This is a genomic window from Nocardioides kongjuensis (assembly GCF_013409625.1).
Lineage (GTDB): Bacteria > Actinomycetota > Actinomycetes > Propionibacteriales > Nocardioidaceae > Nocardioides > Nocardioides kongjuensis.
The window spans coordinates 2,013,846-2,027,932 of sequence record NZ_JACCBF010000001.1 but is presented as its reverse complement, the minus strand read 5'-3'; the positions used below and the strand labels follow the sequence as shown (position 1 = coordinate 2,027,932).

The window sequence follows — 14,087 nt, the reverse complement described above, 5'->3', positions numbered from 1 at the left end:
GACCCCCGTGAGAGGACACCATGAAGAAGGACATCCACCCCGAGTACGTCGTGACCCAGGTGACCTGCACCTGTGGCGCCTCGTTCACCACCCGCAGCACCGCGACGTCCGGCACGATCCACGCCGACGTGTGCTCGCAGTGCCACCCGTTCTACACCGGCAAGCAGAAGATCCTCGACACCGGCGGCCGCGTGGCCCGGTTCGAGGCCCGCTACGCCAACGTCGGCAAGAAGTAGCCGTCTCCGAGCGCCGGTCCGTCCCCACGGGGATGGACCGGCGTTCGTCATTTGTCCGCACTTCCTGACCGTTCCTTGCGCTTCTTGACCGTTGCAAGGGCCAGGAAGCGAGGGAATCGCCGCTGAAGCGGCGATTCCTGCACCGCGTACCAACCGAGGAGTCCCAGGTGTTCGAAGCCGTCGAGGGCATGCTCGCCGAGCACGCCGAGCTCGAGTCGAGGCTGGCGCTGCCGGAGACGCACGCCGACGCCCGGCTGGCGCGCACCCTCAACCGCCGCTACGCCGAGCTCAACGCGGTGATCGCGGCCTGGCGCGAGTGGCAGCGGTACGGCGACGACGCGGACGCCGCGCGTGAGCTGGCCGCCGACGACCCGGCGTTCGCCGAGGAGGTCGAGACCCTCCTGGCCCAGCGCGAGGACGCGGCCGAGCGGCTGCGCCGCCTGCTCGTGCCGCGCGACCCGGCCGACGACAAGGACGTCCTGCTCGAGGTGAAGTCGGGGGAGGGCGGCGAGGAGAGCGCGCTGTTCGCCGGCGACCTGCTCCGCATGTACAGCCGCTACGCCGAGCGCCGCGGCTGGAAGACCGAGGTCCTCGACGCCACCGAGTCCGACCTCGGCGGCTACAAGTCCGTCACGGTGGCGGTCAAGAGCTCCGGCAGCGTCGAGCCCGGCCAGACGCCGTACGCCCTGCTCAAGTACGAGGGCGGCGTGCACCGCGTCCAGCGGGTGCCCGTCACCGAGTCGCAGGGCCGGATCCACACCAGTGCCGCCGGCGTTCTGGTGATGCCGGAGGCCGAGCAGGTCGACGTCGAGATCAACGAGAACGACCTGCGCATCGACGTCTTCCGCTCCTCGGGGCCCGGTGGCCAGAGCGTCAACACGACCGACTCGGCGGTACGGATCACGCACCTGCCGACCGGCATCGTGGTGAGCTGCCAGAACGAGAAGTCGCAGCTGCAGAACAAGGAGCAGGCGATGCGCATCCTGCGGGCGCGGCTGCTCCAGGCCGCCCAGGAGGCCGCCGACGCCGAGGCCAGCGACGCCCGCCGCAGCCAGGTCCGCACCGTGGACCGCTCCGAGCGGATCCGCACCTACAACTTCCCGGAGAACCGGATCTCCGACCACCGCACCGGCTACAAGTCCTACAACCTCGACCAGGTGCTCGACGGCGACCTCCAGCCGGTCCTCGACTCCTGCGTCGAGGCCGACATGGCCGCCCGGCTCGCCGCCCTCGAGGACTGAGGGTGACCACCCGGGAGCTGCTCCGCGACGCCGCCGACCGGCTCCGGGCTGCCGGCGTCGCGAGCCCCGAGCACGACGCCGGGGAGCTGCTCGCCCACGTGCTCGGCACCACCCGAGGGCAGCTCTTCCTGGCGCCCGACCTCACCCCCGACCACGCCCGGCGCTACGACGACCTGCTGGCCCGGCGTGCCGCCCGGGAGCCCCTGCAGCACCTCCTGGGAGTCGCCTGGTTCCGCCACGTCGAGGTCGAGGTCGGGCCCGGTGTGTTCGTCCCGCGCCCGGAGACCGAGCTGCTGGCCGGCTGGGCCATCGACCATGCGCGCGCGATCGCGGCGACGGGGGAGACCCCGGTGGTCGTGGATCTGTGCACCGGCTCCGGAGTGATCGCGAAGAGCATCGCCGACGAGGTGCCGCAGGCGCAGGTGCACGCCGTCGAGCTGGACCCGCCGGCCCACGCCTGGGCCGAGCGCAACCTCGCCGGCACGGGCGTCGAGCTGCGGCTCGGCGACCTCGCGACCGCCTTCGACGACCTCGCCGGCCGGGTCGACGTCCTCGTGAGCAACCCGCCCTACGTGCCGCTGGAGGCGTGGGAGTCGGTGGCGGTCGAGGCTCGTGACCACGACCCGCACCTGGCCCTGTTCTCCGGCGACGACGGGCTCGACGCGATCCGGGTGATCGCCACCCGCGGCCTGGTCCTGCTCAAGCCCGGAGGGGTCGTCGGGGTCGAGCACGCCGACGTCCAGGGCGAGTCCGCGCCGGCCGTGTTCAGCAGGGGCGCACGCTGGGAGGAGGTCCGCGACCACCGCGACCTCGCCGACCGGCCGCGGTTCACCACGGCACGCCGCCCGCGCCACGGCGAGGACGCAGTGGAAGGATGGAGCGCGTGAGTGCCGAGCGGTTCCCGACCGAGACCGACGATGAGCGCGAGGCGGCGCTGGACGCGGCGAGCCGTGCCGTCCGGCTGGGCCGCCTGGTCGTGCTCCCCACCGACACCGTCTACGGCGTCGGTGCCGACGCCTTCGACCCCGACGCCGTCGCGCGGCTGCTGGCCGCCAAGGGCCGCGGCCGCGAGATGCCCCCGCCGGTGCTGGTCGGCACGAAGGGCACCCTCGAGGCGCTCGCGACCCGGGTGCCGTCGTACGTCGCGCCGCTGGTCGAGAGGTTCTGGCCCGGCGCACTGACGCTCGTGTGCCACCAGCAGCCGTCGCTGCAGTGGGACCTGGGGGAGACGCGCGGCACGGTCGCGATCCGGATGCCCGACCACGCCGTGGCCCGCGAGCTGCTCGACCGCACCGGTCCGCTCGCGGTGAGCTCGGCCAACCTGTCCGGCAGCCCGGCCGCGCTCGACGCGGACGCGGCGATCGCGATGCTGGGGGAGTCGGTCGCGGTCGTCGTCGACGCCGGCGCCTCGCCCGGCGGCGTGCCGTCCACCATCGTCGACGCCACCGGCGAGCGGCCCCGGCTGCTGCGCCTGGGCGCGATCCCGGTCGCGGACCTCGACGCCGCCCTCGCCGACCTCGGCATCACCGTCCAGGTCGAGCCCGACCCCGACCAGCCGGACCAGCCCGACCAGCCCGACCAGCCGGAGGGCCAGGAGGCCGCGCCCACCGATGCGTGAGTACCTCGTCGTCTTCCTCGTCGCCGCGATCGTCACCCACCTGCTGACGGTCGTCGCCCGGGAGATCGCACTGCGCACGGGCGCGGTCGCGAAGGTGCGTGACCGCGACGTCCACGCCGAGCCGATCCCGTACCTCGGGGGCCTGGCGATGCTCGGCGGGCTCTGGGCGGCCTACCTGGTCGCCCAGCAGCTGCCCTTCCTGAGCACACGCAACCCGTTCTCCGACGACGCGCTGTCCGTGCTGGTGGCAGGGACCCTCGTCTGCGCGGTCGGTGTGGTCGACGACATCTTCGACCTCGACGCGCTCACCAAGTTCGGCGGCCAGGTGCTGGCGGTGGGGGTGCTGGTGTACGCCGGCATCCAGTTCAAGTACTTCTACCAGGCCACCGGCGAGGTCTTCTCGCTCGACCTGGCCCAGGGGGCCCTGCTCACCGCCTTCGTCGTCCTGGCGACCGTCAACGCGGTCAACTTCATCGACGGGCTCGACGGCCTGGCGGCCGGCGTCATCGGCATCAGCGCGTCCGCCTTCTTCCTGTTCTGCTACGCGCTCTCGGTCCTCAACGACGTCAGCCGGGCCACGACCGGAGCGCTGCTGTCGGCCGCGCTGGCCGGCGCCTGCGTGGGCTTCCTGGTCCACAACTTCCACCCGGCCCGGCTGTTCATGGGCGACAGCGGCTCGATGCTGATCGGCCTGGTCCTCTCGGCCACCGCGATCACCATCACCACCCAGTTCGCCCCCGGCGACCTCGCCCAGGGCGCCGACGGCACCCGCTCCAGCCTGCTGCCCGTGCTGCTGCCGTTCGCGCTGCCGATCCTGATCCTGATCGTGCCGCTGGGCGACCTCGTCCTGGCCGTCGTACGACGCACGCGGGCCGGGCGCTCGCCGTTCGCCCCCGACAAGCAGCACCTCCACCACCGGCTGCTGGAGATCGGGCACTCCCACCGCCGAGCGGTGATCATCATGTGGCTGTGGGCCGGCCTGATCGCCTTCGGCGTGGTCCTGGCCAGCGTCTTCACCGGCCCTGCCGTCTGGGCCGCCCTCGGCGTGAGCCTGCTCGTCACGCTCGCCCTGACCTTCGCGCTGCCCCACGTCAACGACCCGGCCGAGGCGTCGAAGGACCCCGTCGTGACGCCGAAGGAGCCCGTCGAGGAGCCGGGGACCGCTCCCGATTCGGAGCCCTCCGGGACTTTGTGATAACTTTCACGAACTCCCGGAGAGCAGTCTCCGGGACCGCCCAGGACGCACCCGAGCAGAACGGCCGCCGATGCTGACGACCGAGACCCGGACACACCACGTGGTGTTGCGTGCGGCCCTGGTGGCCGCCGCAGCCGCGGTGCTCCTCGTCGTGGTCGCCGCTCTCGTCGCCGGCTCGCCCGCAGCGCTCGGCGCCGCCGTCGGGGGAGTGATCGCCGTCGGCGTGTTCGCCTTCGGCTCCTTCGCCGTCGAGCTGGTCTCGCGGTTGATGCCGACCGCCTCGCTGCTGTTCGCGATGGTCACCTACACCTTCCAGGTGGTGGCCATGGCCCTGGTGTTCGTCGCGCTCAACGAGTCCGGCCTGCTGGACGACGAGCTCGACAGCACGTGGGTCGGCATCGCCATCATCCTCGGCGCCTTCGTGTGGATGACGGTGCAGATCGTGCTCGCCACGACGGCCCGGATCCCGGCCTTCGAGCCGCGTCCCGCGGCCCCGGCCGAGGGCGGTGCGCGATGACCCGGAGCGACTGCTATTGTCCGGGGCGCAATGAGTCAGCCCGAGGAGAAGCCCCAGGGCGATCCGTGGCATGCGTTCGGCTACGTCGTGGCCGGGGTCGCGTTCTACGGCTTCCTCGGCTGGCTGGCAGACCGCTGGCTGGGCACGACGTTCCTCGTTGCGGTGGGCATTCTCGCGGGTGCTGCGCTGGGGATCTTCATGACGGCCCGGCGCTTCCGCACGATGCCGCTTGCCCCACCAGCACCACCAGTTCCACCCGACAGCCCGAAGCCCGACAGTTCAGACGAGCAGTGACCGTAGAGGAGACCTGGTGATCACCGCAGCCAGCGCCACCATCGCCGCCGAGGGTGGCGAGACGTTCCACGCGCCCGGCCCCAGCATCTTCGACCTCCCCGGCATCGCCGGGTCCGAGGTCACCAAGCCGATGGTCCAGCTGTTCCTCGCGGCGATCCTCGTGTTCGGCTTCTTCTTCATGGCCTCGCGCAAGCGCGCGCTGGTCCCCGGCAAGCTCCAGTTCGCCGGTGAGGGTGCCTACGGCTTCGTCCGCAACAGCGTGGCACGCGACATCATCGGCAGCCACGACTTCCAGAAGTTCGTGCCGTACCTCGTCACGGTCTTCTTCTTCATCCTGGTCAACAACCTGTTCGCCAGCATCCCGTTCATCCAGTTCCCGACGTTCAGCCGCGCCGGCATGGCCTACGCGCTCGCCGGCCTGTCCTGGCTGGTCTACAACGGCGTCGGCATCGCCAAGCACGGCCTGCTCGGCTACCTCAAGCTGCAGAGCGTGCCGTCGGGCGTCAGCCCGGCGATGTACCCGCTGCTCGTCCCGCTGGAGTTCTTCTCCAACATCCTGGTCCGCCCGGTCACGCTGGCCCTGCGTCTGTTCTGCAACATGTTCGCGGGCCACATCCTGCTGGTGCTCTTCGCCACCGGCGGCCTCTACCTCATCGAGCACGTCGGAGGGATCGGGTACGTCGCCGGCCCGCTGGCGTGGGTGCTCGCGATCCTGGTGAGCTTCCTGGAGATCCTGGTCCAGTTCCTGCAGGCCTACGTGTTCGTCCTGCTGAACGCCATGTACATCCAGGGCGCGCTCGCCGACGAGCACTGACGCTCCGCCCCGACCACAACCCACAGTTCTCACCAAGAGAAAACAACCCGAAAGGAAAGTAGCCATGGGTGGCTCTCTCAACATGATCGGTTACGGCCTGGCTGCCATCGGCCCGGGTATCGGCATCGGTCTCATCTTCGCCGCGTACATCAACGGCGTTGCCCGCCAGCCCGAGGCGCAGAGCCGCCTCCAGTCGATCGCGATCCTCGGCTTCGCGCTCGCCGAGGCCCTCGCCATCATCGGCATCGCCCTGGCGTTCGTCCTCAAGGCCAGCAACACCTGAGCCGAACCGGCCGCCTCCTGTCAGCTCGAGATCTAGGTCAGGTCCATGAAGTCACTTTTGGTCATCGCCGCCGCTGAGGGCGAGGAGCACAACCCGCTCGTCCCCGAGTGGATCGAGGTCGTGCTCGCCCTCGTCGTGTTCGCGATCCTGTTCTTCGCCATCAAGAAGTTCGTCGTCCCGAACTTCGAGAAGACGTTCGCCGAGCGCTCGCAGGCGATCGAGGGCGGCATCGCCGCGGCTGCGACCAAGCAGGCCGAGGCGGACGCCAAGCTGGCCGAGCTCGAGCAGCAGCTGGCCGACGCCCGTCACGAGGCCGCACGCATCCGCGAGGAGGCGCGCGAGCAGGGTGCCGCGATCGTTGCCGAGATGCGGGAGCAGGCCCAGGCCGAGTCCGCCCGCATCCTCGAGCACGGCAAGGCGCAGATCGAGGCCGAGCGCCAGCAGGCGGTCACCTCGCTCCGTGCCGAGGTCGGCTCCCTCGCCACCGGTCTCGCCGGTCGCATCGTGGGTGAGTCGCTGGAGGACGACGAGCGCCAGGCTCGCGTCGTCGAGCGGTTCCTCGCCGAGCTCGAGACGGCCGAGGCCGCCGACGCGGGCAAGGACGCCTGATGGTGTCCTTCCGCGGCGCCTCCGCAGACGCCATGGCCGCCCTCACCGACCTCGTCGGTGGGGTGGCCGAGGCGTCGGCCCCGGTGGTGTCCGGCGACCTCTTCTCCGCGGCTCGCACCGTGCGCTACGAGGCGGCGCTGCGCCGGGTCGTCACCGACCAGTCGGTTCCGGCCGAGGCCCGCTCGGGCCTGGTCGGCGACCTCTTCAACGGCAAGGTCGACGCGGCCACGCTCGGTGTGCTGCGTGACGCGGCCGGCCGGCGCTGGACCCGCACCCGCGACCTCGCCGACGCGTTGGAGCAGCTCGGCGTCATCGCCGCCGTCCGGTCGGTCGGCCTGCAGGCCGACACCCTGGTCGACGAGCTGTTCGCCGTGCGCCAGCTGGTGAACCGCGACCACGGCCTGCGCGACGCGCTGTCCGACCCGCTGCGCTCGGTGGCCGACAAGGGCGCGCTCGTCGACACCCTGCTCACCGGCAAGGTGCTCCCGACGACCGTGCAGCTGGTCAAGCAGGCGCTCGCGGGCTCCTACCGGACCGTCGTCGCCGCGCTCGAGGACTACGAGCGCACCGCGGCGCAGGTGCAGGGCGAGGGCGTGGCCACGGTCCACGTCGCCCGTCCGATCACCGAGTCCGACCAGCGGCGCCTCGCCGCCGCACTGACGCGCCAGTACGGCCGCCCGGTGCACCTCAACATCGTCGTCGACGCCGGCGTGATCGGCGGCATGAAGGTCGAGATCGGGGACGACGTCATCGACGGAACCGTCCTCGCCCGCCTGGACGACGCCCGCCGCAAGATCGCCGGCTGACCCCGCGATCGCCGTACCACCCACGACTTCACAGCTGTAGACAAGAGAGAAGGCACCAGAGATGACGGAACTCTCCATCCGTCCGGACGAGATCCGCGACGCCCTCGCCAAGTACGTCGCTGACTTCCAGCCCGCGGCCGCGAGCAAGGAAGAGGTCGGCATCGTCGCCTCCGCCGGTGACGGCATCGCCCGCGTCAGCGGTCTGCCGTCGGCGATGGCCAACGAGCTCCTCGAGTTCGAGGACGGCACGCTCGGCCTCGCGCTCAACCTCGAGGAGCGCGAGATCGGTGTCGTCATCCTGGGTGACTTCGACAAGATCGAGGAGGGCCAGACGGTCCGCCGCACGGGCGAGATCCTCTCGGTCCCCGTCGGCGAGGGCTACCTCGGCCGCGTCGTCGACCCGCTCGGCAAGCCGATCGACGGCCTCGGCGAGATCGCCACCGAGGGACGCCGGGCTCTCGAGCTCCAGGCCCCCGGCGTCATGGCGCGCAAGTCGGTCCACGAGCCGCTCGCCACCGGCATCAAGGCCATCGACTCGATGACCCCGATCGGCCGCGGCCAGCGCCAGCTGATCATCGGCGACCGCGCCACCGGCAAGACGACGGTCGCGATCGACACGATCATCAACCAGAAGCAGAACTGGGAGTCGGGCGACCCGGCCAAGCAGGTCCGCTGCATCTACGTCGCCATCGGCCAGAAGGGCTCGACCATCGCCTCCGTGCGTGGCGCCCTCGAGGAGGCCGGCGCGCTGGAGTACACCACCATCGTCGCCGCCCCCGCGTCCGACAGCGCTGGCTTCAAGTACCTCGCGCCCTACACCGGCTCGGCCATCGGCCAGCACTGGATGTACCAGGGCAAGCACGTCCTCATCGTGTTCGACGACCTGACCAAGCAGGCCGAGGCCTACCGCGCCGTGTCGCTGCTGCTGCGTCGTCCGCCGGGCCGTGAGGCGTACCCGGGTGACGTCTTCTACCTGCACTCCCGCCTGCTGGAGCGCTGCGCGAAGCTGTCCGACGAGCTCGGTGCCGGCTCGATGACGGGTCTGCCGATCATCGAGACCAAGGCCAACGACGTCTCGGCGTTCATCCCGACCAACGTCATCTCGATCACCGACGGCCAGATCTTCCTGCAGTCGGACCTGTTCGCGGCCAACCAGCGCCCGGCCATCGACGTCGGCATCTCGGTCTCCCGTGTGGGTGGCGCCGCGATGACGAAGGCGATGAAGGCCGTCACCGGCTCGCTCAAGGTCGACCTCGCGCAGTACCGCGCGATGGAGGCCTTCGCGATGTTCGCCTCCGACCTCGACGCCGCGTCGAAGCAGCAGCTGGCCCGTGGCCAGCGGCTGATGGCGCTGCTCAAGCAGCCGGCCTACTCGCCGTACCCGCTGGCCGACATGACCGTGTCCCTGTGGCTCGGCACCTCGGGTCGTCTCGACGCCGTCGACACCGGCGACGTGCTGCGCTTCGAGCGTGAGTTCCTCGACTACCTGCACCGCTCGCACGACGGCCTGCTGGCCGCCATCCGCGAGACGCAGAAGTTCGAGGACGAGGACGGTCTCGCGGCGGCGTACGACTCCTTCCTGGGCCAGTTCGAGACCTCCGAGGGTGGCAGCATCAAGGTCGGGCACGAGCCCGAGGCCGAGGCGCTTGCCGACGACGAGCTCGAGCAGGAGCAGATCGTCAAGCAGAAGCGGGGCTGACGCATGGCCGTATCGCTGCGTGAGTACCGCGCGCGGATCAAGTCGACGGAGTCGATGAAGAAGATCACGCGCGCCATGGAGCTCATCGCTGCGTCCCGGATCATCAAGGCGCAGCAGCGGGCTCAGGCGGCAGCGCCGTACGCCCGGGAGCTGACCCGAGCCGTGTCGGCGGTGGCGACGTTCTCGAACGTCGACCACCCGCTGACGCGGGAGCAGGAGAACCCGAAGCGTGCCGCCGTGCTGGTCATCACCAGCGACCGCGGCCTCGCGGGTGCCTACTCCTCGAGCGTCATCAAGGAGACCGAGCGGCTCACCGAGCGGCTGCGCTCCGAGGGCAAGGAGATCGACTTCTACCTCGCCGGTCGCAAGGCCGAGGCGTACTTCAAGTTCCGCGGGCGGCCCTTCGTCCAGGCCTGGACCGGCTTCTCGGACCAGCCGACCTACGACAAGGCGGCGGAGATCGGCGCGGCGCTGATCGAGGCGTTCCTCAAGGAGCAGGGCGAGGAGGGCGACGTGGACGAGGTCCACGTGGTCTACACCCGGTTCCGCTCGATGCTCACCCAGGAGCCGACCGCGATCCGGTTGCTGCCGCTCGAGGTCGTCGAGGGCGAGGAGGCCCCCGAGGCCGACGAGCTGCTGCCGCTCTACGAGTTCGAGCCGTCGGCCGCGCAGGTGCTGGACGGGCTGCTGCCGCAGTACGTCCAGAGCCGGATCTTCTACAGCCTGCTGCAGGCGGCCGCCTCCGAGCTCGCCGCGCGCCAGAAGGCGATGAAGGCCGCGACGGACAACGCCGAGGAGCTGATCAAGAAGCTCACCCGGATCGCCAACCAGGCGCGCCAGGCGGGCATCACCCAGGAGATCAGCGAGATCGTCGGTGGCGTCAACGCGCTCGCCGACGCCCAGGCCGCCGCAAACGACTGAACCCACCAGAGAAAACACCAAACGGAGTAAGACATGACTGCAACGGTTGAAGAGACCACCGCGAGCGGTGCGGCCTCGGTGGGTCGGATCGCTCGGGTCATCGGCCCGGTCGTGGACATCGAGTTCCCGACCGACGCGATGCCCGACATCTACAACAAGCTCGAGGCCGAGATCACCCTCGACGGCGAGACCACGGTCCTGCCGCTCGAGGTGGCCCAGCACATCGGCGACGGCATGGTCCGCGCCATCTCCCTCAAGCCGACCGACGGCCTGGTCCGCGGCCAGACGGTGAGCGACACCGGCGGCCCGATCACCGTCCCCGTCGGCGACGTCACCCTCGGCAAGGTGTTCAACGCCACCGGTGACTTCCTCAACCTCGAGGCGGGCGAGACCGTCGAGGTGAACGAGCGGTGGGGCATCCACCGCAAGGCGCCGGCGTTCGACCAGCTCGAGTCGAAGACCCAGATGTTCGAGACGGGCATCAAGGTCATCGACCTGCTCGCGCCGTACGTCACCGGTGGAAAGATCGGCCTCTTCGGTGGTGCCGGCGTCGGCAAGACCGTGCTCATCCAGGAGATGATCGCGCGCGTCGCCAAGAACCACGGCGGTGTGTCGGTGTTCGCCGGTGTCGGCGAGCGCACCCGTGAGGGCAACGACCTCATCGTCGAGATGCAGGAGGCCGGCGTCTTCGACAAGGTCGCCCTGGTCTTCGGCCAGATGGACGAGCCGCCGGGCACGCGTCTGCGCGTCGCCCTGTCGGCGCTGACGATGGCGGAGTACTTCCGCGACGTCCAGGGCCAGGACGTGCTGCTGTTCATCGACAACATCTTCCGGTTCACCCAGGCGGGCTCCGAGGTGTCGACGCTGCTCGGCCGCATGCCGTCCGCCGTGGGCTACCAGCCCAACCTGGCCGACGAGATGGGCACGCTGCAGGAGCGGATCACCTCGACGCGTGGTCGCTCGATCACCTCGATGCAGGCGATCTACGTCCCCGCGGACGACTACACCGACCCGGCCCCGGCCGCGACCTTCGCGCACCTCGACGCGACGACCGAGCTCTCCCGTGAGATCGCGTCGCTGGGTATCTACCCGGCCGTCGACCCGCTGACCTCGACCTCGCGGATCCTCGACCCGCAGTACATCGGTCAGGCGCACTACGACTGCGCGATCCGCATCAAGCAGATCCTGCAGCGCAACAAGGAGCTCCAGGACATCATCGCGATCCTCGGTGTCGACGAGCTCTCCGAGGAGGACAAGATCATCGTGTCCCGCGCGCGTCGTATCCAGCGGTTCCTCTCGCAGAACACCTACGTCGCCAAGCAGTTCACCGGCATCGAGGGCTCGACCGTGCCCGTGGCCGAGACCATCGAGGCGTTCAACAAGATCGCCGACGGTGAGTACGACCACGTGGCCGAGCAGGCGTTCTTCATGTGCGGTGGTCTCGACGACGTCGAGCGCAACTGGGCCGAGATCCAGAAGAGCCTCTGATCATGGCTGACACGACGGTCGAGCACCTGCACGTCGAGCTCGTCGCTGCCGACCGGACCGTGTGGTCCGGTGAGGCGGCGATGATCATCGCGCGCACGCTCGAGGGTGACATCGGCGTGCTGCGCGGACACGCGCCCACGCTGTCGCTGCTCTCCGCCTCGGTGGTCGAGATCCAGGTCGCGAACTCCAACCAGCTGGTGGTCGTCGCCGTCGACGGTGGCTTCCTCTCGGTGGCCAACGACCGCGTGTCGATCCTGGCCGAGCGGGTCGAGCTCGCCGAGGACATCGAGGTGTCCCAGGCGCGCATCGACCTCGAGGAGGCCAAGCGGCTGCTCGACTCGAGCAACGAGGCGGAGCAGCGTGTCCGTCACGCCGAGGCGCGGATCCGCGCCGCGGAGAAGGTCTCGTAGAAGGTCACTGATACGCAGATGGCATGGTGGGAGTGGCTGCTCGACATCTGTGGCGCGCTCCTGCTGCTGTGTGTTCTGTACGGCGCCGGACTCATCGTCCGGCGCCGTACGCTCTCCCGGAACGGTGGCACCTTCGAACTCAGCCACCGCTACCGCACCTCCTCGGCCCAGCGGGGCTGGATGCTCGGTCTGGGCCGGTACTCCGGCGAGACGCTGGAGTGGTTCCGCGTCTTCACCCTCTCGCCGCGGCCGAAGCGGTCCTGGCGGCGTGACGAGCTCTCCTACGACGGCCGCCGCGAGCCCGTCGGCACCGAGCAGGCCTCGCTCTACCCCGACCACCTCGTGATCCGCTGCCACTCGCCGCAGGGCGAGGTGGAGCTGGCGATGAGCGTCTCGTCGCTGACCGGCTTCCAGGCCTGGCTCGAGGCGATGCCGCCCGGCACCGACTGGAACCGGCGCTAGTCTCCGTCTGTGGATCCGACCTGCGCCGAGGTCACCGTCGGGTCGAGGACCGGACGCACGGTCCTCGCCGCGGCGATCCTCGGCTCCTCCCTCGCGCTGCTCGACAGCACCGTGGTCAACGTCGCGCTGCGCCGCATCGGCGAGGATCTCGACGCCAGCCTCGGCGAGCTCCAGTGGGTGTCCAACGGCTACCTGCTCAGCCTCGCCTCGCTGACCCTGCTCGGCGGTTCGCTCGGTGACCGGTTCGGGCGACGCCGGATCTTCATGACCGGCGTGCTCGGCTTCGCGCTCACCTCGGTCGCCTGCGGTCTCGCCCCGACGGCCTCCGTGCTGATCCTCGCCCGGGTCGCTCAGGGTGTGGCCGCGGCGCTGCTCGTGCCCGGCAGCCTCGCCATGATCCAGGGTGCGTTCGCGCCGTCGGACCGCTCGACCGCGATCGGCACCTGGTCCGGGCTGGGTGGCGTCGCGACTGCGATCGGTCCCTTCCTCGGTGGCTGGCTGGTCCAGCAGGTCAGCTGGCGCTGGGTGTTCCTGATCAACCTGCCCGTCGCCGTGCTGACGCTCCTCGTCGCCCGCAAGGTGCCGGAGACCCGCGACCCGGCGGCCGTGCGGGGATTCGACCTCTCCGGCGCGGCGCTGTGCGCTCTCGGCCTCGGCGGTCTCACCTACGGGTTGATCGAGTGGACGACGGAGCCGACCGTCGCCGTGGTCGCGCTCCTGGTGGGTCTGGTGTCGGCCGTCGCCTTCTGGTTCGACGAGCGCCGCTCGCACGCGCCCCTGCTGCCGCCCGGCCTGTTCGCCTCGCGGCAGTTCAGCGCAGCGAACGCGATGACGCTGCTCACGTACGCCGCCCTCGGCGGCGTCCTCTTCTTCCTCGTCCTGCAGCTGCAGACCGTCGCCGGCCTCGGCCCGCTCGAGGCCGGCCTGTCCACGCTCCCGATCACCCTCGTGATGCTGCTGCTCGCCGGTCGTGGCGGTGCCCTCGCCGGCCGGATCGGCCCGCGGCTGCCGATGACCGTCGGTCCGCTGCTGTGCGCCGCCGGCACCCTGCTGCTCAGCCGCATCGACGCCGACCTCGACTACTGGACCGAGGTCGCGCTGCCCCTGACCGTGTTCGGGCTCGGGCTCGCGGCGCTCGTCGCCCCGCTGACCGCGGCGGTGCTGGCCGCCGTGCCGGACGAGCACGCCGGCGTCGCCTCGGGCGTCAACAACGCGGTCGCTCGCGCCGGCTCGTTGCTCGCGGTGGCAGCCCTGCCCCTGGTCGTCGGGCTGGGCGGCGCCGACTACCAGCGCCCGGAGATCTTCGACGCCGGCTACCGCACCGCGATGCTGTGCTGTGCCGGCCTCCTGGCCGCCGGGGGCGCGCTGTCCTGGCTGCTGATCCGCAACCCTGCTCCGGACGTCAGCGCCGCACCCGCACCCTGACCACGGCGGACGTCGCCCCGGCTGTCCGGTCGGGGACGACGAGCCGCGCGACGGTCCTCATGGTCCGGA

General features: G+C 70.5%; 17 protein-coding genes. All 17 read left to right on the top strand.

Annotated features, from left to right (window positions below; genetic code table 11):
* Nucleotides 1-20: 20 nt before the first annotated feature.
* The 17 genes from rpmE to BJ958_RS09725 all read left to right on the top strand — a co-directional run bounded on the left by rpmE (nucleotide 21) and on the right by BJ958_RS09725 (nucleotide 14,018).
* The gene (rpmE, locus tag BJ958_RS09805) at nucleotides 21-236 is read left to right on the top strand and encodes a 50S ribosomal protein L31 (RefSeq protein WP_141798226.1); all 216 of its coding nucleotides are present in this window, start codon (nucleotides 21-23) and stop codon (nucleotides 234-236) included.
* Between the two features lie 167 nt (nucleotides 237-403).
* Nucleotides 404-1,477, top strand: a complete 1,074-nt coding sequence (gene prfA / locus BJ958_RS09800; protein ID WP_179726657.1) for a peptide chain release factor 1 — start codon at nucleotides 404-406, stop codon at nucleotides 1,475-1,477.
* 2 nt (nucleotides 1,478-1,479) lie between these two features.
* Nucleotides 1,480-2,364: a peptide chain release factor N(5)-glutamine methyltransferase gene (prmC, locus tag BJ958_RS09795; RefSeq protein ID WP_179726656.1), complete on the top strand. Its 885-nt coding sequence runs from the start codon at nucleotides 1,480-1,482 to the stop codon at nucleotides 2,362-2,364.
* On the top strand, nucleotides 2,361-3,095 hold the full coding sequence (locus tag BJ958_RS09790; protein ID WP_343052629.1) for an L-threonylcarbamoyladenylate synthase: 735 nt from the start codon (nucleotides 2,361-2,363) through the stop codon (nucleotides 3,093-3,095). Before prmC ends, BJ958_RS09790 begins: the two co-directional genes overlap by 4 nt.
* The gene (locus BJ958_RS09785) at nucleotides 3,088-4,290 is read left to right on the top strand and encodes a glycosyltransferase family 4 protein (RefSeq protein WP_179726654.1); all 1,203 of its coding nucleotides are present in this window, start codon (nucleotides 3,088-3,090) and stop codon (nucleotides 4,288-4,290) included. Before BJ958_RS09790 ends, BJ958_RS09785 begins: the two co-directional genes overlap by 8 nt.
* A gap of 70 nt (nucleotides 4,291-4,360) precedes the next feature.
* Complete coding sequence (locus BJ958_RS09780; protein WP_179726653.1) at nucleotides 4,361-4,807, top strand: hypothetical protein; 447 nt, start codon at nucleotides 4,361-4,363, stop codon at nucleotides 4,805-4,807.
* Between the two features lie 30 nt (nucleotides 4,808-4,837).
* A complete protein-coding gene (locus BJ958_RS09775; protein ID WP_179726652.1) occupies nucleotides 4,838-5,101 on the top strand; it encodes an AtpZ/AtpI family protein in 264 nt (87 codons plus the stop codon).
* A 16-nt stretch (nucleotides 5,102-5,117) separates the two neighbouring features.
* Entirely contained in the window at nucleotides 5,118-5,915 is a 798-nt protein-coding gene (atpB, locus tag BJ958_RS09770) for a F0F1 ATP synthase subunit A (protein ID WP_273517840.1), read from the top strand.
* A gap of 64 nt (nucleotides 5,916-5,979) precedes the next feature.
* Complete coding sequence (atpE, locus tag BJ958_RS09765) at nucleotides 5,980-6,198, top strand: ATP synthase F0 subunit C (RefSeq protein WP_036542107.1); 219 nt, start codon at nucleotides 5,980-5,982, stop codon at nucleotides 6,196-6,198.
* Nucleotides 6,199-6,243: 45 nt separating this feature from the next.
* Entirely contained in the window at nucleotides 6,244-6,807 is a 564-nt protein-coding gene (locus BJ958_RS09760) for a F0F1 ATP synthase subunit B (protein WP_179726651.1), read from the top strand.
* The gene (locus tag BJ958_RS09755) at nucleotides 6,807-7,613 is read left to right on the top strand and encodes a F0F1 ATP synthase subunit delta (protein WP_218865674.1); all 807 of its coding nucleotides are present in this window, start codon (nucleotides 6,807-6,809) and stop codon (nucleotides 7,611-7,613) included. Before BJ958_RS09760 ends, BJ958_RS09755 begins: the two co-directional genes overlap by 1 nt.
* 61 nt (nucleotides 7,614-7,674) lie before the next feature.
* Nucleotides 7,675-9,312 (top strand): F0F1 ATP synthase subunit alpha, encoded by a 1,638-nt coding sequence (gene atpA, locus BJ958_RS09750; protein WP_179726650.1) that lies wholly within the window; start codon nucleotides 7,675-7,677, stop codon nucleotides 9,310-9,312.
* Between the two features lie 3 nt (nucleotides 9,313-9,315).
* The gene (locus tag BJ958_RS09745; protein ID WP_179726649.1) at nucleotides 9,316-10,233 is read left to right on the top strand and encodes a F0F1 ATP synthase subunit gamma; all 918 of its coding nucleotides are present in this window, start codon (nucleotides 9,316-9,318) and stop codon (nucleotides 10,231-10,233) included.
* A 33-nt stretch (nucleotides 10,234-10,266) separates the two neighbouring features.
* Nucleotides 10,267-11,721, top strand: coding sequence for a F0F1 ATP synthase subunit beta (gene atpD / locus BJ958_RS09740; RefSeq protein WP_179726648.1), 1,455 nt, complete (start codon nucleotides 10,267-10,269; stop codon nucleotides 11,719-11,721).
* A gap of 2 nt (nucleotides 11,722-11,723) precedes the next feature.
* Entirely contained in the window at nucleotides 11,724-12,131 is a 408-nt protein-coding gene (locus BJ958_RS09735; protein WP_179726647.1) for a F0F1 ATP synthase subunit epsilon, read from the top strand.
* Between the two features lie 18 nt (nucleotides 12,132-12,149).
* Nucleotides 12,150-12,593 (top strand): DUF2550 domain-containing protein, encoded by a 444-nt coding sequence (locus BJ958_RS09730; protein WP_179726646.1) that lies wholly within the window; start codon nucleotides 12,150-12,152, stop codon nucleotides 12,591-12,593.
* Between the two features lie 9 nt (nucleotides 12,594-12,602).
* Complete coding sequence (locus tag BJ958_RS09725) at nucleotides 12,603-14,018, top strand: DHA2 family efflux MFS transporter permease subunit (RefSeq protein ID WP_179726645.1); 1,416 nt, start codon at nucleotides 12,603-12,605, stop codon at nucleotides 14,016-14,018.
* Nucleotides 14,019-14,087 lie beyond the last annotated feature (69 nt).